Raw genomic sequence first — 22,751 nt, 5'->3', positions numbered from 1 at the left:
TAAAAAATTAAACTTTGCGGTTATCTGAAAACTCTGCTACCATTATAACTAGATTTTATTTAATAAGGATATTTATGGAATTTTTCCTCGCTTTTGTGGGCTTTGCCTCACTTATTTTAATTGTCTATCTTCTCTTGACAGATAAAACCACTCCATCGGTTGCTTTTATTATCGTCTCTGGTGTGAGTGCGGTTTTGCTTGTTTTGTTGGATACAAATTTCCATTTAGGAATCGGAAGTCTCCTCAAAGAAGAGTTTGATATTGCATATTTTACAAAAATGGAGAATCCTGTTTTTGATTTTAATGCGCTCAAATATTTTATCCGACAGGGAATCAACAGCGTAAGTTCCACTGCGGTTTTGTTTATTTTTGCAATTTTATTCTTTGGACTTTTAAATGAAGCTGGTGTTTTTAACACAATGATTAATTATTTGCTAAAATTTAGCAAAAACAATGTGTATAGCATTTGTATCTTAACGGTGGTTATTTCTGTTGTCGTCCATTTAGATGGTTCTGGAGCTTCTAGCTTCCTTATTGTGATTCCAGCGATGTTGCCAATCTATGAAAAGTTAGGAATGCGCAAAACAACATTAATGACGATTATGGCAGTTTCACTTGGAGTAATGAATCTCCTTCCTTGGGGAGGTCCAACACTGCGTGCGGCAACTATCATCAGCACAGATGCAAACGAAATTTGGCATCAATTAATCCCAATTCAAATCACGGGACTTTTATGCGCTTTGGGTATTGCGATTCTTTTGGCAAGAAAAGAAATCCAAAGAGGAGCGGGAAATATTGCAGTTGATGAGGATTTTCATCAATTAGCACTTGGCGAACATCACCAAAGTAGTCAATTCTTCTTGAATATTCTCTTGCTTTTGGTGATTTTAACTCTTTTGGTTGCAAATATTCTTCCAAGTTATTTTTTGTTTATGCTTGGATTCTGCTTTGCTTTATTTATCAATTATCATAAGTTGGAGGTTGCGCAAAAACTCATTGACAAATACTCTAAAAGCGCGATTTTAATGGCAACAACACTTTTTGGAGCTGGAATCCTCATCGGTGTTTTTGACAAAACAGGCATTATGAAAGTAATGGCAAATGTAATTTTAGAAATTCTACCTGATTGGGCATTAATCTTGATTCCCCTTATTGTAGGAATTAGTGCAGTCCCTATGGCGTTAATTTTCTGCACAGATTCTTACTTTTTTGGCATTATGCCTATTGTCGTTGGAATCACCTCTGCACTAGGAATCGACCCTATAAGCATTGCGATTATTATGGTTGTCGCTAGAAATTGTGCGACTTTTATTTCTCCTGTTGTCCCAGCAACGCTTTTGGGTTGCGGAATCAGTGGAGTAAGCATCAAAGAGCATATTAGCAAAAGCTTCTTTTATGTTTGGGGTGTTTCTATCGTTTGTCTAAGCGTGGGAGCAATTTTGGGGATTATAAAGTTCTTTTGATTGCATGGATTCCATACTTAGGCGGGAAAGGAGAATCCCGCTTTTGTGGGTTATTTTATTTTGGATTATCCAAGCAACGCGTCTAGGCGATTTTGTAAATATTGTGTATTAAAAGAGCTTGCATAAAGCGTTGCATTTTCTTTTAATTTTGCGGCATTAAGTTGATTGTAATTTTCTGCTACATCATCTTTCATTAAGCCACCCTCTGCGGCTCTTAGATTCACAACTGTATTCATGCTTGCATTAATGCCAGATTGGATTCCATTCATTGCAGAACCGATATTTGCGCGATCCATATTCACTCTTTCAATAAAATTCAAAATGCTTTGTTGATTATTCACGCTTAAACCTGAAACATTAGGTGCTTGCATATTAATGCTTTCTGTTCCATTACCTGTTACAAAGCTCATTTGCCCACTAAAAACATTTTTTCCATTAAAGGTAGCTTGATTTGTCGCATCACTCATTGCTTGTGTTAGCGCATTTGCTTCGCTTTCAATCATTGCTCTTTGTTCATTATTTAATGCAGGATTTCCAAGTGCAACAGAAAGCTCATTCATGCGAATTGCAGAATCTGTAATATTTGAAAGTGTTGCATCAGCAATTTGCATAACACCTAGCGCATCATTTGCATTACGAATCCCTTGACTCATTGAATTAGCCTGCATTAAAAGTGCATTTGCTAATGCCAAACTTGCACCATCAGTTGCTTCTAATGGACGAGAGGAAGAAATTTTCTTTAGTGCGTCTTTCTCTTCATCTTTTGCTTTGTTTAAGCTAATCAAGCTTTCATTTGTGCTTTGTGAATTTCCAATTTTCATTTTATCTCCTTGATTTTAGTTTAATTTGCATCCTTGCGACTTCCAAATCTACAAGCATTTTTCGTTCCACTTTATACCTTATTCGCAGAATCACTCACCATTTTTTCCTCCAAATATTTAGTATGGACAACACCTCTTTTAAAATCGTCATTTTGCATCATTTCTTTATGAAATGCAATAGTCGTTTTAATACCCTCTACACAAAACTCATCTAATGCACGAGCCATTCTAGCAATTGTTTCATTACGATTACGTCCCCAAACAATGAGTTTGCCTATCATAGAATCATAAAACATTGGCACTATATAACCCGCATAAGCATGACTATCAATGCGCACATTATTACCACCCGGAGCAATCCATTTTGTAATTTTTCCAGCTGATGGATAAAATTTTACAGGGTCTTCTGCTGTGATTCTACACTCCATTGCGCAACCATTAAAACTTATGGAATCTTGTTTTGGAAGTTCTTTCCCTTCAGCGACTTTAACCATTAATTCAATAATATCCAAACCGCTAACAAGCTCACTTACCGGGTGTTCAACCTGCAAACGTGTATTCATTTCCATAAAATAGAAATTTTGGTCAGAATCTAGCAAGAATTCATAAGTGCCTGCACCCACATACTTAATTGCTTTTGTTGCAGTAATTGCAGTTTGCAACAATCTTTCACGCGTTTTAGTCTCTAATGTTGGCGCGGGAGATTCTTCAATCAACTTTTGATGACGTCTTTGTAAAGAACAATCTCTCTCTCCAACATGTAAAACATTTCCATGTTTATCAGCAATAATTTGCACTTCAATATGTTTAGGTTTATCAATAAATTTTTCCATATAAATTGTGCCATCACCAAACGCACTAATTGCTTCAGATTCTGCTGCTAAATAAGCATTAAACATATTCTCTTCATTTTCTACAATACGCATTCCTCGACCACCACCACCAGCAGCAGCTTTTAAAATCACCGGATAGCCAATTTCCTTAGCGAGTTTAATAGCTTTTTCTTTGGATTCCACAGCACCATCACTACCCGGAATTACAGGAACTCCAGCATTTCTCATAATTTCTTTTGCTTTGCTTTTATCACTCATTAATACCATAACATCGGGAGTTGGACCAATAAATTCAATTCCATGATGGTTACAGATTTCCACAAAATTTTGATTCTCGCTTAGAAATCCATATCCCGGAAAAATTGCATCTGCTTTGAAAAGCTCCGCAGCAGAAATAATTGCGGGAATATTTAAGTAACTTTCACTAGATTTATCACCCCCAATGCACACTTTAGCATCAGCTAAATCTAAATAATGCGCATCTTTATCTGCGGTAGAATACACCGCAATTGTCTTTTTGCCCATTTCTTTAATTGTGCGGATTGCTCTTAAAGCAATTTCACCGCGATTGGCAATTAAAATCGTATTAATCTCTTTTTGCAAAGACATTAGAGCTTCTCCACAACAAATAAAGGAGAGTTATACTCCACAGGCTGTGCATCGTTTGGAATAATTTCTAAAATCTTGCAATCGAACTCTGCTTCAATTTCATTCATAATCTTCATTGCCTCGATAATCCCTAATGTTTGTCCCTTTTTCACTTTATCACCGACATTCACATACGCAGGAGCATTTGGGCTAGGACAACGATAAAATGTTCCGACCATAGGAGAATTAATCGTATCGCCACTAGGAGTTACTGGGGCAGGTGCAGTAGCAACAGGAGCTGCTTGCGGAAGGCTTTGTGTTACTTGAGATGGGGCTGCTTGCACAACAGGAGAAGAAACAGGAGCAACAGGAGCATTTACACTTCCTATGCCTTTTTCTAATTTAATTTTAGTTGTCTCTTGCGTGATACTTAGACGATTTAATGTGCTTGCATCAAAGATTTTGATTAGCTCTTTAATATCTTTAAAATCCATTTAAAGCCTTTTTTTAATTAATTTAACCCTCTTAAAGTAAGCCCTTAGAGAGAAAACCATGATTTACATTTGCTATAATATCACATTTAAATAAAATAATCACTTAGTCAAGGAATAAAATGGGCTTAAAGGAAGATACTTGGATTAGGGAAATGGCAACAAAGCATGCAATGATTGCACCTTTTTGTGAAAATCAAGTTGGCAAAGGTGTAGTAAGCTATGGATTATCTAGCTATGGATATGATATTAGAGTTAGCAATGAGTTTAAAATCTTTACAAATATCAATGCAATGGTTGTAGATCCAAAAAACTTTGATTCTGCTAATGTGGTGGATTTTGTGGGTGATGTGTGCATTGTGCCACCAAATTCTTTTGCTTTGGCGCGGACGATTGAATATTTTAAGATTCCGCGCAATATTTTAGCGATTTGTCTTGGCAAAAGCACATATGCAAGATGTGGAATTATCGTTAATGTAACACCTTTTGAGCCTGAATTTGAAGGGCATATCACAATTGAAATTAGCAACACAACACCACTGCCTGCTAAAATCTATGCAAATGAAGGAATCGCGCAAGTTTTATTCTTAGAAGGTGATAGAGATTGCGAAGTAAGCTATAAAGATAAAAAAGGCAAATATCAAGCACAAAAAGGAATCACACTTCCTAGAATCTTAAAATAAGATTCTTCCCTTTGCGCTTTTAGTGTTCTACTCCGCTCCAATCCATTTAAATACAATCTTTCTTGCAACACGCTCCAGAATCCTACGCAATGCCGCCCAGTGCATAAATGCACCACCAATCAAACCAATAATACTCCCTACAATAATATCCAAAACTCTAGCATGAATAATAATATCAGGGTCATATTGCATAAAATTACTAACCTCAGCTAAATAAGTAGAATAAGGAGTTAAAAACACCATTGATAAAGCATAATTACGCACCACAGTGTATTCTGCAAAAAACATTAACACCATCATCAAAAACGCAAACTCAAAAGGACTAAAAGTAAAATGCAATAAAAAATATGCCAAACTCACTCCAGCAATCGTTCCTAAAATCCTTTGAAGTTGTTTAATCCAAATTTGTTTAAAAGTAACTGCCGTCATCACTGCTGCACAACTAATCCCAACCCAATACCCTCTATCAAGCTCTAAATAACTCTGCAAATACATCGCAAATCCGACAAAAAAAGCGATAATTACAGGATCAACCACAATAACACCAAAACCAAATTCTCCAACTTTAGGAATAGGTTTAATAGAATGTTTAAAAATATAAATCACACTTAAAGAATACACAAGAACCATAATATTTGCTACCATTGTTCCAAGCGCAACAAGTCCAATCGCCATAGGATAATCCCTAACTTCAAAAGGAATATAAGTCCCAAGAATCGTAGCAAAAGTAAAGAAAAAGAATCCAGGCGCACCAATGCTAAAATAACGCACGACTTGCGCACTTACAAGGGTTACTCCAAAAACAATAAACGGAATAAATTGCGGAAAACTTTGCCCAACAAGTCCAAGCGTAAAAGAAACAATGATTCCAAACGCACAAGACATACTCAAAATCATTTTATGATAAATAGGAGTATCTGGCACATATAAAAAAATCATTGCTCCAATGATAGAAACCAATCCAAAATCCGGACGCCCAAAAAATGTTGCAATAAATAAAATTATCGCTATACCAAGCCCAGCAAAAAATGGCATTTGCCAAGATCTATCACTCTGATTCCAAGTAAAAATTAATCCAAATTCTTTTTTGACACCTTGAAACATTAAGCACCTAATTTATAAGAATTCATCAAAAACTATCTCTCTACACATTCTAAAATTCTGAGGTTAAATCCGCTTAATGCGCTATATTCAGACTCATTAATTTTAGAGTTGCTCAAAAGTTTAAAATCTCCTACGCCTAATGCTTTTAGAATCTGCGCTCCAATCCCCAAACCTTTAATATCTTTATTATTTTGTGTGCGTAAAAACACCAAATATCCCCCCTGCTCTTTTAGCTGTGTAATCGCGTCCATTAACGCGCCAAATAAACTTTCATTCTCCAACAACTCTAAATCTTCTCGCACACTATGAAATTTCACAAATGGAATCTTTGGAGTTCCAAACGCAAAGACAAAATGTTCTCTTCCTAAATGGTCTTTAAATTGTATTTTTGTAGAATCTGCACCTAAAAATTTGCAAGAAGTTTTACTTTCTATTGTAATAAGCTGCTCAAATTGCAAACGATATTCAATCAAATCTGACACATACAGAATCTTTAAATTGTGCTTTTTTGCAAACTCACTTAAAAACTTATCACCCCTTCTTGCCATTAATCCATCTTCTTTCATAATCTCACAAATGACGCTTACTGGCTTTAACCCTGCTAAACGACAAATATCCACACTAGCTTCAGTATGCCCTGTGCGCTCTAGCACGCCACCTTCTTTTGCAATGAGTGGAAAAATATGCCCGGGTCGCACAAAATCATTAGGCTTTGTGCTAGGCTTGCACATTAATTGAATCGTCAAATCTCTCTCATACGCGGAGATTCCTGTTTTTGCCTCTTTTGCGTCAATAGACACCGTAAAAGCTGTTTCGTGATTAGAGCTATTTTCGCTCACCATTGGGGGCAAGTCAAGCTTATGTGCAATTTCTTTTGTAATCGACACACAAATTAATCCACGAGCCTCTTGCGCCATAAAATTTACTTTTTCGGGTGTGCTAAAAATGCCAGCCATTACCAAATCACCCTCATTTTCTCTATCTTCATCGTCCATTACAATAATCATTTGACCATCTTGAATTGCTTTTATTGCTGCTTCAACACGTAAAATTACTTCATTTTCCATATAAAACCTTAAAATTTTTCTAAAAGCCAAATTATAGCGTAATATCCGCTAAATCAATCTTAGCAAGTATTGACAAATAAAAAAAATAGGGGTATAATTCCGACTTTTAAAAACATTGGGGTATCGCCAAGCGGTAAGGCACCTGGTTTTGGTCCAGGCATTCCGAGGTTCGAATCCTTGTACCCCAGCCACTTCTAAACTGCATAAATTTCAGTGATTTCATTTTATTAAGTTATCGCGGGGTAGAGCAGCCCGGTAGCTCGTTGGGCTCATAACCCAAAGGTCGGTGGTTCAAATCCGCCCCCCGCTACCAAAACCTTGCACCCTTTAAAGCTTTACAAAGCCTTATTTTGTTGTTACAATTCTAAAAACTTATCAATAAAGTGATTTTTATGGAATTTGTCGGTTCTGAACTTATTTCTGTCCATTTATTTTTTTCTTTTCCGTTGCTTTTACCGCCACTTTGGAATCTTTACGCCCTACTTAAAAATCCCTCGCATACACAAAAATTACGTTCTCTAGCAGTCTGTGCTCCAGCATATTACACACTCCTTAGTGCATCTGCATTTAGCGGATTTGTGATTTGGGCAATGTTAGGTTTTATCGTTACATTTAAAATTCTTTTAATGCTTGTTTTATGGCTTGTAATATTAGTCGCAGAAATCAAACGCCATAAATACCAAAAACGCATTTTGACTGAAGCAGACGCAGCAAAGCGCGAACAATTTTTCCGCTTTGCAAAAATAAAATACGCTTTAGATTTATGCGCTTTTATTCTTTTATTGCTTTTTATGGTCAATTAAATGCAATTTATCTACCATAAATGCGCTGGAGATTCCACAATTTTACTTGATGGAGAGATTTATAACCATCTCTTCCGCTCACGCAGAACACGCAAATTAGAATCCCTAATCTTATGCAACCTAAAAGACTGCAATGCTTATATCTATCAAATCAACTCTCTTGATAAAAAATGCGCCACACTCCAGCTCATAAACACACAAAAAATGGAATCCAAAACACCAAAAGGGCATTTGATTTGGGCGATAATTGACCCCAAAAATATAGAAAAAGCACTTCCCTTCTTAAATGAACTTAATTTAGCACGCATTACATTTTTTTATGCAAACTTCTCCCAGCAACATTTTAAAATCGATATTGAACGCTTAAATAGAATCCTAGAAAATTCTTGCATGCAATGCGGACGTCTCACGCGTATAAAAATCGAAATTCTAAAAGACTTAGAAGAAGTGTTACAGAAATACCCGAAAATTGCTGTAATGGACTTTGGCGCAAAACCCTTAGAATCGCATTTAGAGATTCCATTTCTCATTGGAGCAGAAGGGGGATTTAGTGAAGATGAACGCAAGCTCTTGCGCTCTCAACAAACTTTTAGCGCACCAAATTGTAATATCTTGCGCAGTGAAACTGCTGCAATTTATGCAACAAGCAAAATTTTCTAACCTTTACATTGCCAAGCTAAAATTGTTAGAATCCTTACAAATGAAATCAAAAAGGAATAAAATGCGCGCTAAAAAAGCTTTTACAATGCTTGAACTTGTCTTTATTTTAGTCATTTTAGGAATCCTAGCTGCTGTTGCGATTCCAAAAATTTCCGCAAGCCGTGATGATGCGAAACTTGTTGCCCTAAAAAGTGATATTAATACACTAAAAACTGCTTTTCCTGCATATTTTCTAGCACAAGGTGAAGGAACTTTTTTAAGTGCAATCACGCTAAGTAGCGCAAATTGGACATTAAGCGATTATTCTATACAAAGCAAACTGCAAGATTCCAACCAAAATCCTTGCATTAGCGCAAAACTTCTTAACACAAATAATGTGCTTTCTACGACACCAAAAGATGTGCAATTCCTAGAAATATCCACGCAAACAAACGCAAACGTAAATGGAGATACTTGTGCAAAACTTGTTGAAAGTATTGGACTAAACGCACCTCTTAAGATTCCGCTTCTTAGCAATTCTATTGTTTTTTAAAAATGCAAAAACGTGCATTTACTTTACTAGAAATTGTCCTAACACTTCTATTAACTGGAATCCTTTTAAGTATTGGGATTCCACATTTTACAAACTACACCAAAAGCGCGTGTGCAAAAAAGCTACAACTCCAAATGCTAAATCTACGTTTAGAATTAAAAGCGCAACTCAACACACAGCAAAAAGTTAATTGGGATTCCTTATACAAGCATTTAGACTTTGATGCAAAAGATTGTCATTTTAGCAAGCAAAAAGATGGCTTTGTTATCCATCACTATGGCGCACAAGCTTACTTTAGGCTTAAAGATTCTATTTTAGAATGCCAACACACAAAGAGTGCGCAACTGCATAATGGCGAATCTATGTGCGATATTTTTTAAAATTTACATTATAATTGCGCTTTTATTAAGGAGTTTTAAATGCAAGAATTTATGGCTAATCTTGATATGTATATGCTTTTATTACTCTTTTTTGCAGCACTTGTTGCGGGTTTTGTAGATTCTATTGCGGGGGGCGGGGGAATGATAACACTTCCTGTTCTCTTACTTGCTGGAGTCTCTCCCCTTCAAGCCTTAGCGACAAACAAACTCCAAAGCTCCTTTGGAAGCTTTTCTGCGACTTTGCATTTTTATAAAAAAGGTTATATTAACCTAAAATCCAACATTCCTTTTGCAATTATCGCCTTTGTATTCTCCGCAATAGGAACAATTAGTGTGCAGTTTATTCAAACAGAATTTCTCTCTAAGATTCTGCCTTTTTTAGTGCTAGTTTTTGGATTGTATTTTTTATTTTCACCCAGCATTAAGGAAGTAGAACGCACAGAAAAACTCAACAAAGCGTATTTAAGCCTTGCGATAGCTGCTGTTGGTTTTTATGATGGTTTTTTTGGTCCGGGAACTGGGTCATTTTTTATGCTTGCACTTATTATTATTGGTGGTTTTGGAGTTACACAAAGTTTAGGACAAGCAAAACTTTATAATTTCTCAACAAATCTTGCTTCTTTAATCTTTTTTGCCATAGGCGGACATATGCTATGGGGTATAGGGCTACTTATGGCACTTGGGCAATTTATCGGAGCAAATTTAGGCTCACGTATGGCGATTCGCTATGGGATTCGTATTGTTAAACCCCTTGTTGTTACAATATCCTTTATAATGGCTGCTAAGCTTCTTTATGAGCAATTTTAATGCAGATTTTCTTACAAGGATTTTTGATTGCTTTTTCTTTATTTGCAGCAATTGGCGCGCAAAATATGTTTGTCATCAAACAAGGAATCTTAAAAAATCATATCTTTTTTGTATGTTTAACCTGCATTTTGTGCGATATTGTGCTTGTAAATATTGGAGTTTTTGGCGTTGGAGAATTTCTAGCAAAAAACAAAATTTTTAGCATTATTTTAGGCATTAGTGGGACGCTTTTTGTTTTTATCTATGGAATCTTGTCTTTGCGCTCTGCCTTTAGGGCAAACCAAAGCCTAGTTTTAACACAAATGGGACACAAAACAAGCCTTTCTAAAACGATTTTCCAAACCCTTGCACTTACACTTATTAATCCCCATGTTTATTTAGATACGATTCTGATTCTAGGTGCAGTTGCGCTTCCTTTTAATTTAGAAGAAAAAATAATGTTTAGCGTTGGGATTATTAGCGCGTCTTGTGCGTGGTTTCTATGCTTAGGATTTGCTTCTCATAAAGCAAGTGTTTTGTTTAAAAATCCAAAATCTTGGATATTTTTAAATACAATCACCGCACTCGTAATGTTTTTTATCACTTATACGCTAGCGCGCTTTTGTTTAGAACAATTACAAGATTTTTTATAAGACAGAATCTCAAAGTGTTTTTAGCAATAAACGTTCAATCTCTTTTGCTGTTTTCAAAAAAAAGAAATGGTCGCCTTCTAGTGGAAAAAATTGAGAATCTTTAATAAGAGAATGAATACGCTCTCCAGATTTTAAAGGTGTGGCAAGGTCTGCTTTTCCCCAAAAGATATAGCAAGGGTTTTTAAAATTTGCAAAAAGATTAGAAAAATCTTCATCAACAACATTTTTAAAAGTTTGATACATCACTTCGTCCATATTTTGCACATCTTTAGAGCGCAAAAGATTCCGCAAGACGTAATTTGCACCGGGCAGAATCTTTAAAACCTTTGCAAGAACGATTTTAAAGCGCACCTTTAGGCTTTTTTTTGTCGGGATTCCAGCACTGCTTAACAAAATTAGCGTTTGTGGATTTAATAGCGTGGCAACTTTTCCACCAAAACTATGCCCCATAATTGTAATTTTTAAACTCTCTAAATGCAAAGATTCCAACATCAAACGCATAATTTCCGCATAATCTTGCGTAGTAAGCGCAAATGGGGGAGTTTTTGAACGCCCAAAACCGGGCATATCAATATAATAATGTGTATAATCTTTAAAGGTATCTTTAAATGCTTGCTCCATAAGATTCTTGCTTGCTCCCCAGCCATGCAAAATCACAAGAGTTTTAGCATTTTCAATCGCGCTAGGAATTATCGTGTAAGAAATCGCAAATTCTGCTTCCTTATAAATCAGAATCTTTTGTGCCACTACTTTCCTTTTGCAAACTGAATTTGATGCAATAAGGCATAATCAACTTTGATAGCATTAGGCTTTGGCAAAGCTTTTGATAGCGATTCTAATGCAGTTTTAAAATCCTTAAAGAGATAGTTTGCCAAACTTCCTGGAACCGGATTGATTTCATTTAAATAGCATTCTCCGTCTTTAACAAAGAAATCGCAGCGTATTAATGCGCCTTCAAAGAGATTTTCATATAAACGCGTGAAATTTTCTTGTAACTTTTGTTTTAATTCTTCGCCAATTTCAGCTTCTTTAGCATTACCTGTGCGCGAAAAATCTAAATATTTTTTTTCAAAATCCAAAATTTTATTTTTCTCTGGCTCTTCAATAAAAGAAAACTGCATTCCTTCTTTATTTTTAAAGCCTGCTAAATTATATTCCTTAATCCCTGCAATAAAAGGTTCAATAATAACCTTGCTATCGTATTCAAACGCACTATCTAAAGAATATTGTAAATCCTCTTGCGATTGTGCAATATTGATACCAAGCGAGCTTCCAAGACGTGCAGGCTTGATAATAACAGGAAATTCCAAATCACAAGGCAGCTCATCATCGCGATAAAGCACACGATATGCAAGACTTTTGACACCGCGACTTGTTGCAAAAGATTTAATAAATTCCTTATCATAGCTTAATACGCATGCAGCGTTGCGCGGTCCTATATAAGGGATTCCATAAAAATCAAGCAAAGAAGCAATTACGCCATCTTCTCCATCACCACCATGGATTAAATTTAGAATTACAGGAAGATTTAATGGCTTTTCCCCAAAAAGTGTGCGCATATAGAATCCATCTTTTTTGGGATAGATTTTTTGGGCTTTTTGATAGGCATTAGAGCTAAAAAACTTAGATTGCATTTGTGCAGCTTCTATATAATAAAAATTGTGATTGGAATCCAAAAATACATAATGTTTAACGTCTGGAAATAGTTTTTTTAGAGCAATTGCGCTTACAATGCTAATTTCGTGTTCGTAGGATTTTCCACCAAATAAAATACAAAGATTCACGATTTTCCCTTCAAAATGCAAAATAAAATTTTAAAATCATACCAAAAGTTTAGAGAATTTTAAACACGCAATAAGAGTCTATACAACAACACGTGGGATATAAGCGTGCAAATGCACTAAAATTTCATAAGGAATAGTCTCAAACGCCTTAGCAAATGCGCTCACATCATTAAATACACAGACTTTTGGAGCATCACTTTCTATGCTAATGCAATCCATGCTTGCACGTGGAAGGATTCTATAACCTTCTGCAGTGTATATCTCCATTCCTTCACGCAAGCGGAATAATCCATCGCCATAGCCAATATCATACGAAGAAATGCTACCACCCTTTGTTTTGCTAACTCCACTATAGCCTATACTTGCACCTTTTTTTAGCTTAAGGCTCGAAATCTTGTTGGCATAAAGAGAAGCGATAGGTTTTAATTTTGGCTGATTTAATGCACTGCAATTATATCCATAAAATGCGATTCCTATGCGAAACAAATCATCTTGCAATTCTCTTGGCAAACTTGCATTAAATACACTTGCGCGCATTGCTCCAGAAGAGCTTAAAGAGTGAAATTGTGGGCGTGGAATTTTAAAATGCTCGCACAATCTTAATGCTTCTTTTTTGATTTCTAAAAACTCCATATTTTGCACATAAAATGCACTGCTTAAATCATCTCCATAGCCATTATGTGTAAAGATTCCTTTTAGGTGTAAATTCCGCGCTTGAATAATTGTTAATGCTTCTTGTAATTGTTCTTTAGCGATTCCATTGCGATGCATTCCACTATCAATTTTTAATGCAATATTTGTGTTTTCTGGATAGCTTTGTAGAGATTCTAAACTAGGAACACAAAAGGAAAGATGTGGAATCTTTAAGGCATTTTCTAAATCTTTAGCATTCAAAAGTGAGTTTGGATAAAGAATTGTAATATCTTTAAAAAGTGGGGCGATTCCTAGAGCTTCTTGAATATTTTTCACAAAAGCGGTTTGGATTTTTGCTTTGTTTGCTAGTGTAGCAACTTCTAAGATTCCATGTCCATAAGCATTATCTTTTAGAACAATAGCAATCTTTTCTGGTTCTTTTGGTGCTAGTTTTTGTAAGATTGTTTGGTAATTATACGAGAAATTTTTGGAACTAATTTCTAAATAAGGCATAAAAAATCCCCCATAAAGGGGGCTAGAAGTTATTTTACAGGGGGGAGCTTAGAGATATAATCTGCAACTGCTTCCATATCAGCTTCTGTTAATTTGAAGTTTTTCATATTTGCATACATAATTGCTTTTGCTCCACCATTGTCAGCTGTTCCTGCTTCATAACCTTTAAGTTGCTCAACAATTCTTGTTTTATCCATACCAGCAATAGTTACACCACCTTTACTTCCTGGTGCAACTCTTTCAGCTTTTGCTCCATGACAAGCAATACATTTTTTGAAAATCTCTGCACCATCTGCTGCCATTAAACAGCCACTTGCTAATGCTAATCCTAACAAAATCTTTTTCATATCAAACTCCTTTCTTAAGTTGATGTAAATTTCATCTATAATCATATCCTTTTATCTTAAAATAATCATAAAATTTTAAAAATTTATTTTTTTATTGTTTTTAAACATCAATCTTGCATTATTATCTTTAAATCCGTTAAAATTTCACCAAAAAAGGCAATAAATGTCTAGGATTCCTTATGATTTTACAGATAAAAATACCACTTTGGTGCATATTTGTTGCAGCGTAGATAGCCACCACTTTTTAACCCAACTTCAAAAACAATACCCAGAAAAAAACTTTTGTGGTTTTTTCTACAATCCAAACATTCACCCATTTGAAGAATACCAAATGCGCCTTTTTGATGTAGAACGTAGCTGTGCGCAACTTGGAATCCCGCTTATAGAAGGGGAATATAATCTTGAAGAATGGTTAGATGGAAGCAAAGGTTTAGAAGAAGCACCAGAAAAAGGGGAGCGTTGCGGTTATTGCTTTGATTTTAGATTACAAAAAAGTGCGCAAGTTGCACTAAATACACATTGTGTAGAATTTACAACAACTTTGCTTGCAAGCCCTATGAAATCCCAAAAAGAACTCTTTGCACAAGGACAAGCAATCGCAGAGAGTTATCATCTTGCGTTTTTGCCTATTGATGTAAGAAGCAATGGCGGCACACAGCTACAAAACCAACTTGCCAAAGATGCAAATCTTTATCGTCAGAATTATTGCGGTTGCCTTTATGCGCTAAAAGCACAACGCGAAAAAGCACAAAAGAATCCCTTAGAATTACTCTCCACTTTAAATCTTCCAAAAGAAACAAGGAATCTCCCTGCTTTACGGCTTAAAAACTTCCAAACACGCACACAATTAGAACAAAAACAACAATCTTACCAAATTGTTAAACGCAAAGTGCAATATTATCGACTATTAAAGGGATTATTACAAGTGCAAGATTGCACGATTCCAAGTTTTATTTGTAACTATTCTATGCTTAACAAACCCACAAAAGCCAAAGTAGAATTTTGGCAAGAAGGTATAGGTTATGCCAATAAAGAAGGAATCCTGCTTTTAGAATTTGACGCCTTTCAAGATTTGCTTAAAATTCAAGATTTTAACACTCTCTTACATCAAGGCTTAAGCGATGCAGAGCAGTTAAATTTGCGTTATAAACTCTACCCTAATGGCTTTTTCACATCACCGATTGTTATTGTAAATCAACGCATAGAACAAACTTTTACTTTAGAAATTAGCTATATGATGCAAGAAGAAATTTTAGAAGATTTTATTCCTACATCCAATCAATAATCTTTGTAACTTCTTGCACTTCAAAGCATTTGATATTAAGATTTTGGGTTGGCTTTTTAGGGAGAATTGCGCGCACAATTCCAAGCGATAATGCTTCTTTTAACCGCTGCTCCACATTTGGCACATCACGAATATCACCCACCAAACTCACTTCCCCCAAAAAGACGCTTCCGTTTGAGAGCGAACGATTACGAAAACTTGAAAGAATCGCAGCGACCACTGCTAAATCTGCTGCAGTTTCTAAGATTTTGATTCCACCTGTAATATTAATGAATACATCATAACGATTAAGCGGAATCTCTAATTTTCGTTCCAAAAGTGCCAAAATCATATTAAGGCGGTTAGAATCAAAACCCGTAGAAGAACGTTTTGGCATTCCATAAGCGCAGTCGCTTACAAGTGCTTGCACCTCTAAAACAAGCGCACGAGAACCCTCCATAATCACGCTTAACGCACTTCCGGGAGCAGAAGTTTTTTGAGAGAAAAAAATTTTTGACGCTTCTTTTGCGCCAACTAATCCATTACATTTCATCTCAAAGATTCCAATCTCGCTTGTATTACCAAAGCGATTTTTAAAACCTCTTAAGAATCGCAATTCACGACTAGAATCCCCCTCAAAATACAGCACGCAATCTACCATGTGTTCTAGGATTCTAGGTCCTGCGATTGTCCCATCTTTGGTAATATGCCCGATGATAAACACGCAGATTCCATATTCTTTTGCCAAGCGCATAAGCTCAAAGGTTACTTCACGCACTTGTGAGACACTCCCCGGACTTGAGCTAATATTCTCACTATACAGCGTCTGAATACTATCAATCACAACCATAGAATAATGGTGTTTATCAGCATGGATTGCTGCTAGAATCTCTTGGAGTTTGATTGCATTGAGCAAATAAAGATTCTCACAAACTGCACCAAGACGCTCGGCGCGCAATTTGATTTGTGAAGAGCTTTCTTCTCCACTTACATAAAGGATTTTTTTGCCCATTTTAGCCAAGTTGCTTGAGATTTTAAGCAAAAGCGTAGATTTGCCAACGCCGGGACTTCCGCCGACTAAATACATTCCCCCAAGCACGATTCCTCCACCTAGCACAATATCTAATTCTTGCTCACCGCTGCTAAAGCGCACAAACTCTTCTTCTTGCACTTCTGTAATGGGCAAAACTTTGCTAGGCTCTAGCGCGGATTTTGTCGCTTCAAAGGCTTTGATTTGCTCCTCTTTAAACTCCAAAAAGCTTTCCCAAGCCCCGCAATTAGAGCATTTTCCAAGCCATTTTGGGCTTTGGAATCCACAATGTTGGCATTCAAAAATTTGCGCTTTTTTCTTTGCCATTTTGCAACCTTTTAAGAATGGATTTTAATTTGGCTTGTATGTGTTGCTCTAGTGAGTTGGTTCAAAAATAGAATCCAAAATCGTAGCAATATATTCTTCTTGATTAAATGCGATTAAATCTTCCGCATTTTCTCCAACACCAAGATATAAAATCGGCACGCGCAAAGTATGAATCATACTAAAAATCGCCCCGCCTTTGCTTGTGCCATCAAGCTTAGTAACAATCACGCCATCTATTCCTCCTAAAGTTTGGCTAAAAATCTTTGCTTGCTCTAGGCTAGAAGTGCCTTGTGTGCCATCTAAAATCAAAATTTTTTGGTGGGGAGAACCTGCTTTTGCCTTATCGCAAATTCTTGTGATTTTTTGCAATTCTTGTTGCAAATTACTTTGATTATGCAATCTCCCTGCGGTATCAATGATTGCTACATCTATGTTTTTAGCAACCGCTGAAGTAATTGTATCAAAAGCCACAGCAGAAGGGTCATGTCCAATCTGTGAAGCGACAACAGGGAGATTTAGCCTTTGTCCCCAAAGTTTGAGTTGTTCAATCGCAGCAGCCCTAAAGGTGTCTCCAGCGCCCAAAATCACGCTTTTACCTTGTTTTTTATAGAGGTTTGCAAGCTTAGCAATCGTTGTCGTTTTGCCCGCTCCATTCACACCAATAATAAGACACACATTAGGCTTATCTTCTACTACTTTTGCCTGCACACTATCATAATAACTTTCTCCACGAAACAACCTAAGCAACGCAACTTCAAGCTCATTGCGACTGATTTGCTCACCAAGTGGGCTTAAAATCATCTCAAGCAAATCATAATCCATATCTGTGGCAATTAGGATTTCCTCTAAAGCTTCTTTGTCAATTTTTTTATGCGTCTTTGGGAGTAAATCACGAATATTTTGTGTGGTTTTTTGTAATGTGCTTTTAAAGATTCCAAGCATTAATGCGCCTTTATTTTAGATAAATTATGCGAAAGGTCAAACTCTATCATTTCTTCTGGGATTGCGCCTAAATAATGGATAATATAATGTCCATCTTTATCGTATAAAGCAAGGAGCGGCACACCCTCAATCCCTCCAAGCGCATTGAATAGTTTAGAGCGATTTGCATCTAATATCAAAGGCATTGTGGTAGCATTTTCTTCATTAAAGATTTGCATAATACCTTTGAAGTTTTCCACTTCTCCTACTAAATCATCTATTGGGATTCCATAAAATGAAATTTGTTCGCCAAATTGTTTTTTGAGATTCTCTAAATGTGGCAGGATTCCTTTACAAGGGTCGCACCAAGTTGTGAAAAAAACTAATATTTTAAGATTTTCTTGTTGCGTTGTAACGATAAGATTTTTCAAAATATTTTCTTTTTTGGATTCAATATTTTTAAAATTACCTTGTTCTTTTGGCGGTATTTGATTAATGATTAATGTTGTCTCATCACTGCTTTGCAAGATAAGATTCTCTAAAATCTCTGGCTTTTTCTCTTTAATGCTTTGCTCTATTTGCCCATCTTGTCCCTTTTCTTTTTCACAACCCAAAAAGCCAAAACAAAGCAACCCAAAAATTACGCTAAATTTAATCCATTTCATCATTTTTCCTTGCATAAAAATGCCCATTATAGCAAATTTATGGGCTTATTTAACAAAAAGAGATTCAAGGGGAGTCTTAGTTGCTTGAACAAATTGCGCCATTTGCTCTAATGGAATCTTAAGCTTAATGATTCCATACGCATAAGGCATAATCTCGTAAGGCTGGTAAATAAAAACAAAAGAATCATAATCAATTAAAACTGCCTTAGAAGTATAAAAAGATTCCAAATCTGTATAAGGCTCGCCTGTATCGCCTAGTTTTTTGAGATAATTTTGGTATTCTTGCCAAAGCAAGTTTTTTAGTTTTGGGTTTTGAAAATCAATCAAAGATGTCAAATCCAAAATTTCATGATTTGTTTTGGACAAAATAACACCCCATTGACTTTTCATACCATGCGCACCACCTGTATAGAGATAATTATCATGCAAAAACACGCGCAAATTCTCATCAAAATAATACAAAGAATCTCCATCAAGTTGCTCTAATGATGAAAACTTTAAAAACTCTTCCATTGCTTTTTCTTCATTTTTAATTTCAGTTTCTTCTTGGAAATCTTCTAAAAAACTCCACATAGAATCTTGCGCTATCTCCAAAAATACTTTTTGAGCATTTTTGCAATCAAACTTAACCCCATACAAAACTTCTAAAGATTCTTGAATCTTTAAATCATCAGAACAATAAAACTGCGTAGAAACTTTGGCACTAGTTGCGGGATTTCTTTTAGATTTTTTGGGATACTCATAGCTTGCTTCTTGGCTTTTTAGCACAAAGGAATCTGTAATTTCAAGGTTTAGTTTTTCGCTACTTTTAGCATTAAAAGCTTCTGTGATTACTCCATTTTCAACCTTGAAAGATAAATTTTTGCATTGGAGTGTGCCATTTTTAACCGCGTTAGATTCTCTAAATTGCGACTTTTCATCTATCAAAGGCACACAACGACCTAAAGCTTGATTTCCCGCATACAAGATTCCTTCTTTGGAATCTGCAACAAAAAGGAGGGAATATTGTTGTTTGGAAACTTTTTTGATTGGAACAAAAAGCTTGGATTGCAAAAAAGTTTGTGGTAACACAAAAGTCTGATAGCTAAAATCCATAGTAGAACCTAGCAGCACAGAAGGTGCGCTAAAATATAATATAAAAGCCCCAAAAAACGCACTCAATTTTAAACTTTGTCGTTTCATTATCAAAATTCCTTATTAAAATTAAAGATTTGGAATTCTATCATTTTTTGCCATTTTTACCTAAAATATCTTGATTTTTTTAAAAGGCGTTGCTATAATTTTGCTCTCACTTTTATGCGGGAGTAGCTCAGTGGTAGAGCATAACCTTGCCAAGGTTGGGGCCGCGGGTTCGATCCCCGTCTCCCGCTCCACTAAAAATCATAAAAGTAAAATTTCTTGCGTAGCATAAGCCCGGGTGGTGAAATGGTAGACACAAGGGACTTAAAATCCCTCGGACATTACGTCCGTGCCGGTTCAAGTCCGGCCCCGGGCACCACGAGGTGGCGACATAGCCAAGTGGTAAGGCAGGAGCCTGCAAAGCTCTGATTCCCCAGTTCAAATCTGGGTGTCGCCTCCAAATTTTAGGAGCAAGAATGCGTTATTTGAGTGCGATTCTTATCTTAGCATTTTTTGGGTGTTCCAACACATGGAGTGGAGTAAAGGAAGATTCAAAAGAAGTTTATGACTGGTCTAAAAAGAAAGTCAATCAAGGTGCTAGTTGGGTTGAAGAAAAAACTGCTGAATAATCGGGAGATGGCTGAGTGGTCGAAAGCGGCGGTCTTGAAAACCGTTGAGGGTCACACCTCCGGGGGTTCGAATCCCTCTCTCCCGGCCACAATCTATAATAAAACTCCCTAAATTAAAGATTTTAAGCTGAAATTATCTATCAGCTTATTGAAATTAAATTTGAGAAAAACAAAGGGAGAGGATAAATATGGAATCTGTATTTAAGAAACTCCGCAAATGATGCAAAAACTACATAATATCTTAATAAATAAGAATCAAGTTAATAAAATTATCTCCAACTAGAAAAACTCTCCCCGACAAGAAAAAGTAAGTCGATTAAACTTTTTGCCTTTATTGAGAATAAGAAAAGAGTATTTCAATGAGATTTGATATGATTTAAGCTACTTCTTGATAGGATAGATTTTATACTCTACCCTATCAGTTGGGTTCTATGCGTATAAAGTTTAGGCTAACTAAACTTTATCTTATTGGGAGGGTTATAATTAAGAAATGCTTATCCGTTGCGTTTTTCCATAATTTCTTTAGAAATATTACTTGGAACTTCACCATAGTGGTCAAATTCCATTGTGTAAGTTCCTCGTCCTTGTGTTGCAGAACGTAAATCTGTTGAATACCCAAACATTTCAGCAAGTGGAACAAACGCATTAACAATTTTTAAGCCCATTCTATCGTCCATAGAATTAATTTGCCCACGTCTGCGATTTAAATCCCCAATTACATCACCCATATATTCTTCAGGCACTTCTACTTCTACTTTCATCATTGGCTCTAGTAAAACTGCACCTGCTTTACGACAAGCATCTTTAAACGCCATAGAACCCGCAATTTTAAATGCCATTTCAGAAGAATCCACATCATGGTAGCTACCATCAAATAATGTAACCTTGAAATCCACTACTGGATAGCCTGCTAGCACACCATTTTGCATTGCTTCTTGAATCCCTTTATCAACAGCGGGAATATATTCTTTAGGAATTACACCACCGCTAATATTATTGACAAATTCATAACCTTTGCCCGGCTCTTGTGGCTCAAGCCTAATGAAGACATGTCCATATTGTCCGCGACCGCCGGATTGTTTAGCATATTTGCATTCTTGCTCTACGCTTTGGCGAATTGTTTCGCGGAAAGCAACTTGTGGTTGTCCAACTTCTGCCTCTACCTTAAATTCACGCTTTAATCTATCTACAATGATTTCTAGGTGTAATTCACCCATACCAGAAATAATTGTTTGCCCAGATTCTTCATCTGTATGCACCCTAAAACTTGGATCTTCTTCAGCAAGTTTCGCAAGTGCTAGAGCCATTTTTTCTTGGTCTGCTTTAGTTTTTGGCTCAACAGCAATAGAAATAACAGAGTCTGGGAATTCCATTCTTTCTAATACAACGGGTTCTTTTTCAGAACAAAGCGTATCTCCTGTCAAAGTTTCTTTTAAACCTACAAATGCGCAAATTTCACCTGCATAAACTTCTTTAATATCTTCACGCTTATTAGAATGCATTTTAAGCAATCTTCCTACGCGCTCTTTCTTGCCTTTTGTAGAGTTAAGCACATAACTTCCAGATTCCAAACTTCCACGATAAACACGAACGAATGTTAGTTGTCCCACAAATGGGTCTGTCATAATCTTAAATGCAAGTCCTGCAAATTCTCCATTATCAGTAGATTTTACACTAATTTCTTTTTCTTCATCTTTTGGATCTACACCACGAATATCTGCAACTTCTGTTGGCGCTGGCAAATATTCAACAACAGCATCTAATAATGTTTGCACACCTTTATTTTTAAAGCTTGAACCACATAACATTGGAATCATATCCATTGCCAAGCAACCTTTTTTGATTCCTGCTTTAATTTCTTCAACGCTTAATTCTTCGCCACCTAAATATTTTTCCATTGTTACTTCATCTTGCTCAGCAACGGCTTCAAGTAACTTCTCACGATATTCTTGCGCTTTATCCATTAATTCTGCTGGAATTTCTTCAATATCATATTTCGCGCCCATAGATTCGTCATTCCAAACAATTGCTTTCATATTGACAAGATCCACAACTCCTTTAAAGTTATCTTCAGCACCAATTGGGATTACGAGCGGCACTGGTTTAGCCTTTAATCTTGTAGCAATTTGGGATTCCACATTATAAAAATTTGCACCAATTCTATCCATTTTATTAACAAATACGATTCTAGGAACACCATATTTGTTTGCTTGTCTCCAAACGGTTTCACTCTGTGGCTGCACGCCACCTACCGAACAAAATACCGCAACAGCACCATCTAAAACACGCATTGAACGCTCAACTTCAATCGTAAAATCCACGTGTCCGGGGGTGTCAATTAAATTAATTTGATAATCTTTCCAAAAACAAGTTGTCGCCGCAGAAGTAATTGTGATTCCACGCTCCTTTTCTTGCTCCATCCAATCCATTGTAGCTGCACCATCATGCACTTCACCGATTTTATGGCTTACACCTGTATAAAATAAGATTCTTTCTGAAGTTGTTGTTTTACCTGCGTCAATATGCGCCGCGATTCCAATATTTCTAATTTTATTTAGTGGAGTCTTTCTTGCCATTTTTAAATCCTTTAGGATAAATAATTTGAGATTTTGTGAGTAGAGAGCCTAGGGAATCTTATAAAAAATCCCCAACAGC

The 22,751-nt window shown here is 36.2% G+C and carries 24 protein-coding genes and 6 tRNA genes; 16 read left to right on the top strand and 14 right to left on the bottom strand.

Annotation, left to right across the window (positions count from 1 at the left end; translation table 11 throughout):
* Positions 1 to 74 precede the first annotated feature (74 nt).
* Positions 75 to 1,463: an SLC13 family permease gene (locus LS70_RS07075; RefSeq protein ID WP_034290559.1), complete on the top strand. Its 1,389-nt coding sequence runs from the start codon at positions 75 to 77 to the stop codon at positions 1,461 to 1,463.
* Positions 1,464 to 1,528: 65 nt separating this feature from the next.
* Here LS70_RS07075 and LS70_RS07070 read toward each other — a convergent pair whose 3' ends face one another.
* The 3 genes from LS70_RS07070 to accB form a co-directional block, all read right to left on the bottom strand.
* Positions 1,529 to 2,284 (bottom strand): flagellin, encoded by a 756-nt coding sequence (locus tag LS70_RS07070; protein ID WP_034290557.1) that lies wholly within the window; start codon positions 2,282 to 2,284, stop codon positions 1,529 to 1,531.
* Positions 2,285 to 2,355: 71 nt separating this feature from the next.
* Positions 2,356 to 3,726, bottom strand: a complete 1,371-nt coding sequence (locus LS70_RS07065; RefSeq protein WP_138109398.1) for an acetyl-CoA carboxylase biotin carboxylase subunit — start codon at positions 3,724 to 3,726, stop codon at positions 2,356 to 2,358.
* Complete coding sequence (gene accB, locus LS70_RS07060; RefSeq protein ID WP_034290555.1) at positions 3,726 to 4,199, bottom strand: acetyl-CoA carboxylase biotin carboxyl carrier protein; 474 nt, start codon at positions 4,197 to 4,199, stop codon at positions 3,726 to 3,728. Before accB ends, LS70_RS07065 begins: the two co-directional genes overlap by 1 nt.
* A gap of 119 nt (positions 4,200 to 4,318) precedes the next feature.
* Here accB and dcd point away from each other — a divergent pair, with 119 nt between their 5' ends.
* Complete coding sequence (gene dcd / locus LS70_RS07055) at positions 4,319 to 4,879, top strand: dCTP deaminase (protein WP_034290552.1); 561 nt, start codon at positions 4,319 to 4,321, stop codon at positions 4,877 to 4,879.
* A gap of 27 nt (positions 4,880 to 4,906) precedes the next feature.
* Here dcd and LS70_RS07050 read toward each other — a convergent pair whose 3' ends face one another.
* Both LS70_RS07050 and LS70_RS07045 read right to left on the bottom strand, forming a co-directional pair.
* Positions 4,907 to 5,983: an FUSC family protein gene (locus LS70_RS07050; RefSeq protein ID WP_034290550.1), complete on the bottom strand. Its 1,077-nt coding sequence runs from the start codon at positions 5,981 to 5,983 to the stop codon at positions 4,907 to 4,909.
* Between the two features lie 32 nt (positions 5,984 to 6,015).
* Complete coding sequence (locus LS70_RS07045; protein WP_034290548.1) at positions 6,016 to 7,050, bottom strand: bifunctional 3,4-dihydroxy-2-butanone 4-phosphate synthase/GTP cyclohydrolase II; 1,035 nt, start codon at positions 7,048 to 7,050, stop codon at positions 6,016 to 6,018.
* A gap of 116 nt (positions 7,051 to 7,166) precedes the next feature.
* Between LS70_RS07045 and LS70_RS07040 the strand changes: the two genes are divergently transcribed.
* The 8 genes from LS70_RS07040 (at position 7,167) to LS70_RS07005 (ending at position 10,864) form a co-directional block, all read left to right on the top strand.
* A tRNA-Gln gene (locus LS70_RS07040) sits at positions 7,167 to 7,241 on the top strand.
* Positions 7,242 to 7,286: 45 nt separating this feature from the next.
* Positions 7,287 to 7,363: transfer RNA gene (locus LS70_RS07035), tRNA-Met, on the top strand.
* Positions 7,364 to 7,442: 79 nt separating this feature from the next.
* Complete coding sequence (locus LS70_RS07030; protein WP_138109397.1) at positions 7,443 to 7,853, top strand: hypothetical protein; 411 nt, start codon at positions 7,443 to 7,445, stop codon at positions 7,851 to 7,853.
* A complete protein-coding gene (locus LS70_RS07025; RefSeq protein ID WP_034290544.1) occupies positions 7,854 to 8,513 on the top strand; it encodes a 16S rRNA (uracil(1498)-N(3))-methyltransferase in 660 nt (219 codons plus the stop codon).
* 61 nt (positions 8,514 to 8,574) lie between these two features.
* Entirely contained in the window at positions 8,575 to 9,045 is a 471-nt protein-coding gene (locus LS70_RS07020) for a type II secretion system protein (RefSeq protein ID WP_138109396.1), read from the top strand.
* A gap of 2 nt (positions 9,046 to 9,047) precedes the next feature.
* Positions 9,048 to 9,425: a prepilin-type N-terminal cleavage/methylation domain-containing protein gene (locus LS70_RS07015; RefSeq protein ID WP_034290542.1), complete on the top strand. Its 378-nt coding sequence runs from the start codon at positions 9,048 to 9,050 to the stop codon at positions 9,423 to 9,425.
* A gap of 39 nt (positions 9,426 to 9,464) precedes the next feature.
* A complete protein-coding gene (locus LS70_RS07010) occupies positions 9,465 to 10,232 on the top strand; it encodes a TSUP family transporter (RefSeq protein WP_052083426.1) in 768 nt (255 codons plus the stop codon).
* Positions 10,232 to 10,864, top strand: coding sequence for a LysE/ArgO family amino acid transporter (locus tag LS70_RS07005; protein ID WP_034290540.1), 633 nt, complete (start codon positions 10,232 to 10,234; stop codon positions 10,862 to 10,864). Before LS70_RS07010 ends, LS70_RS07005 begins: the two co-directional genes overlap by 1 nt.
* A 9-nt stretch (positions 10,865 to 10,873) precedes the next feature.
* Here LS70_RS07005 and LS70_RS07000 read toward each other — a convergent pair whose 3' ends face one another.
* From LS70_RS07000 to LS70_RS06985, 4 genes are all read right to left on the bottom strand, one after another.
* Positions 10,874 to 11,611, bottom strand: coding sequence for an alpha/beta fold hydrolase (locus tag LS70_RS07000; protein ID WP_034290538.1), 738 nt, complete (start codon positions 11,609 to 11,611; stop codon positions 10,874 to 10,876).
* Positions 11,611 to 12,648 (bottom strand): D-alanine--D-alanine ligase, encoded by a 1,038-nt coding sequence (locus LS70_RS06995; protein WP_034290536.1) that lies wholly within the window; start codon positions 12,646 to 12,648, stop codon positions 11,611 to 11,613. Before LS70_RS06995 ends, LS70_RS07000 begins: the two co-directional genes overlap by 1 nt.
* Before the next feature lie 78 nt (positions 12,649 to 12,726).
* On the bottom strand, positions 12,727 to 13,794 hold the full coding sequence (locus LS70_RS06990; protein WP_034290534.1) for an alanine racemase: 1,068 nt from the start codon (positions 13,792 to 13,794) through the stop codon (positions 12,727 to 12,729).
* 29 nt (positions 13,795 to 13,823) lie between these two features.
* A complete protein-coding gene (locus LS70_RS06985; protein ID WP_034290532.1) occupies positions 13,824 to 14,141 on the bottom strand; it encodes a c-type cytochrome in 318 nt (105 codons plus the stop codon).
* Between the two features lie 163 nt (positions 14,142 to 14,304).
* Here LS70_RS06985 and LS70_RS06980 point away from each other — a divergent pair, with 163 nt between their 5' ends.
* On the top strand, positions 14,305 to 15,426 hold the full coding sequence (locus LS70_RS06980) for an epoxyqueuosine reductase QueH (RefSeq protein ID WP_034290530.1): 1,122 nt from the start codon (positions 14,305 to 14,307) through the stop codon (positions 15,424 to 15,426).
* On the opposite strand, the gene radA is transcribed toward LS70_RS06980, so the two are convergent.
* The 4 genes from radA to LS70_RS06960 are packed head-to-tail and all read right to left on the bottom strand — an operon-like array spanning position 15,410 to position 19,530.
* Positions 15,410 to 16,762, bottom strand: coding sequence for a DNA repair protein RadA (gene radA, locus LS70_RS06975; protein WP_034290528.1), 1,353 nt, complete (start codon positions 16,760 to 16,762; stop codon positions 15,410 to 15,412). The genes LS70_RS06980 and radA overlap by 17 nt on opposite strands.
* Positions 16,763 to 16,810: 48 nt before the next feature.
* Positions 16,811 to 17,704 (bottom strand): signal recognition particle-docking protein FtsY, encoded by an 894-nt coding sequence (gene ftsY, locus LS70_RS06970; RefSeq protein ID WP_034290526.1) that lies wholly within the window; start codon positions 17,702 to 17,704, stop codon positions 16,811 to 16,813.
* Positions 17,704 to 18,348: a TlpA family protein disulfide reductase gene (locus tag LS70_RS06965; RefSeq protein ID WP_034290524.1), complete on the bottom strand. Its 645-nt coding sequence runs from the start codon at positions 18,346 to 18,348 to the stop codon at positions 17,704 to 17,706. The genes ftsY and LS70_RS06965 overlap by 1 nt, the downstream gene beginning before the upstream one ends.
* Positions 18,349 to 18,393: 45 nt before the next feature.
* Positions 18,394 to 19,530, bottom strand: coding sequence for an RsiV family protein (locus LS70_RS06960; protein WP_052083425.1), 1,137 nt, complete (start codon positions 19,528 to 19,530; stop codon positions 18,394 to 18,396).
* Positions 19,531 to 19,646: 116 nt separating this feature from the next.
* Between LS70_RS06960 and LS70_RS06955 the strand changes: the two genes are divergently transcribed.
* The 5 genes from LS70_RS06955 to LS70_RS06940 all read left to right on the top strand — a co-directional run bounded on the left by LS70_RS06955 (position 19,647) and on the right by LS70_RS06940 (position 20,185).
* Positions 19,647 to 19,721: transfer RNA gene (locus LS70_RS06955), tRNA-Gly, on the top strand.
* Positions 19,722 to 19,759: 38 nt separating this feature from the next.
* Positions 19,760 to 19,846: transfer RNA gene (locus LS70_RS06950), tRNA-Leu, on the top strand.
* A gap of 6 nt (positions 19,847 to 19,852) precedes the next feature.
* Positions 19,853 to 19,927, top strand: a tRNA-Cys gene (locus tag LS70_RS06945).
* Between the two features lie 16 nt (positions 19,928 to 19,943).
* A complete protein-coding gene (locus tag LS70_RS10060) occupies positions 19,944 to 20,096 on the top strand; it encodes a hypothetical protein (protein ID WP_162845090.1) in 153 nt (50 codons plus the stop codon).
* A 1-nt stretch (position 20,097) separates the two neighbouring features.
* Positions 20,098 to 20,185, top strand: a tRNA-Ser gene (locus LS70_RS06940).
* A 405-nt stretch (positions 20,186 to 20,590) separates the two neighbouring features.
* Here the strand turns inward: LS70_RS06940 and fusA are convergent.
* On the bottom strand, positions 20,591 to 22,672 hold the full coding sequence (gene fusA / locus LS70_RS06935; RefSeq protein ID WP_034290522.1) for an elongation factor G: 2,082 nt from the start codon (positions 22,670 to 22,672) through the stop codon (positions 20,591 to 20,593).
* Between the last annotated feature and the right edge of the window lie 79 nt (positions 22,673 to 22,751).

Source organism: Helicobacter sp. MIT 11-5569 (assembly GCF_000765695.2).
Lineage (GTDB): Bacteria > Campylobacterota > Campylobacteria > Campylobacterales > Helicobacteraceae > Helicobacter_D.
This window is presented reverse-complemented; position numbering and strand designations above follow the sequence as displayed.

Excerpts from the sequence above, each read along its gene's own strand:
- LS70_RS07075 (WP_034290559.1), top strand. The coding sequence starts at position 75 with ATGGAATTTTTCCTCGCTTTTGTGGGCTTTGCCTCACTTATTTTAATT.
- LS70_RS07070 (WP_034290557.1), bottom strand. The coding sequence starts at position 2,284 with ATGAAAATTGGAAATTCACAAAGCACAAATGAAAGCTTGATTAGCTTA.
- LS70_RS07065 (WP_138109398.1), bottom strand. The coding sequence starts at position 3,726 with ATGTCTTTGCAAAAAGAGATTAATACGATTTTAATTGCCAATCGCGGT.
- accB (WP_034290555.1), bottom strand. The coding sequence starts at position 4,199 with ATGGATTTTAAAGATATTAAAGAGCTAATCAAAATCTTTGATGCAAGC.
- dcd (WP_034290552.1), top strand. The coding sequence starts at position 4,319 with ATGGGCTTAAAGGAAGATACTTGGATTAGGGAAATGGCAACAAAGCAT.
- LS70_RS07050 (WP_034290550.1), bottom strand. The coding sequence starts at position 5,983 with ATGTTTCAAGGTGTCAAAAAAGAATTTGGATTAATTTTTACTTGGAAT.
- LS70_RS07045 (WP_034290548.1), bottom strand. The coding sequence starts at position 7,050 with ATGGAAAATGAAGTAATTTTACGTGTTGAAGCAGCAATAAAAGCAATT.
- LS70_RS07030 (WP_138109397.1), top strand. The coding sequence starts at position 7,443 with ATGGAATTTGTCGGTTCTGAACTTATTTCTGTCCATTTATTTTTTTCT.
- LS70_RS07025 (WP_034290544.1), top strand. The coding sequence starts at position 7,854 with ATGCAATTTATCTACCATAAATGCGCTGGAGATTCCACAATTTTACTT.
- LS70_RS07020 (WP_138109396.1), top strand. The coding sequence starts at position 8,575 with ATGCGCGCTAAAAAAGCTTTTACAATGCTTGAACTTGTCTTTATTTTA.
- LS70_RS07015 (WP_034290542.1), top strand. The coding sequence starts at position 9,048 with ATGCAAAAACGTGCATTTACTTTACTAGAAATTGTCCTAACACTTCTA.
- LS70_RS07010 (WP_052083426.1), top strand. The coding sequence starts at position 9,465 with ATGCAAGAATTTATGGCTAATCTTGATATGTATATGCTTTTATTACTC.
- LS70_RS07005 (WP_034290540.1), top strand. The coding sequence starts at position 10,232 with ATGCAGATTTTCTTACAAGGATTTTTGATTGCTTTTTCTTTATTTGCA.
- LS70_RS06990 (WP_034290534.1), bottom strand. The coding sequence starts at position 13,794 with ATGCCTTATTTAGAAATTAGTTCCAAAAATTTCTCGTATAATTACCAA.
- LS70_RS06985 (WP_034290532.1), bottom strand. The coding sequence starts at position 14,141 with ATGAAAAAGATTTTGTTAGGATTAGCATTAGCAAGTGGCTGTTTAATG.
- LS70_RS06980 (WP_034290530.1), top strand. The coding sequence starts at position 14,305 with ATGTCTAGGATTCCTTATGATTTTACAGATAAAAATACCACTTTGGTG.
- radA (WP_034290528.1), bottom strand. The coding sequence starts at position 16,762 with ATGGCAAAGAAAAAAGCGCAAATTTTTGAATGCCAACATTGTGGATTC.
- ftsY (WP_034290526.1), bottom strand. The coding sequence starts at position 17,704 with ATGCTTGGAATCTTTAAAAGCACATTACAAAAAACCACACAAAATATT.
- LS70_RS06965 (WP_034290524.1), bottom strand. The coding sequence starts at position 18,348 with ATGAAATGGATTAAATTTAGCGTAATTTTTGGGTTGCTTTGTTTTGGC.
- LS70_RS06960 (WP_052083425.1), bottom strand. The coding sequence starts at position 19,530 with ATGAAACGACAAAGTTTAAAATTGAGTGCGTTTTTTGGGGCTTTTATA.
- LS70_RS10060 (WP_162845090.1), top strand. The coding sequence starts at position 19,944 with ATGCGTTATTTGAGTGCGATTCTTATCTTAGCATTTTTTGGGTGTTCC.
- fusA (WP_034290522.1), bottom strand. The coding sequence starts at position 22,672 with ATGGCAAGAAAGACTCCACTAAATAAAATTAGAAATATTGGAATCGCG.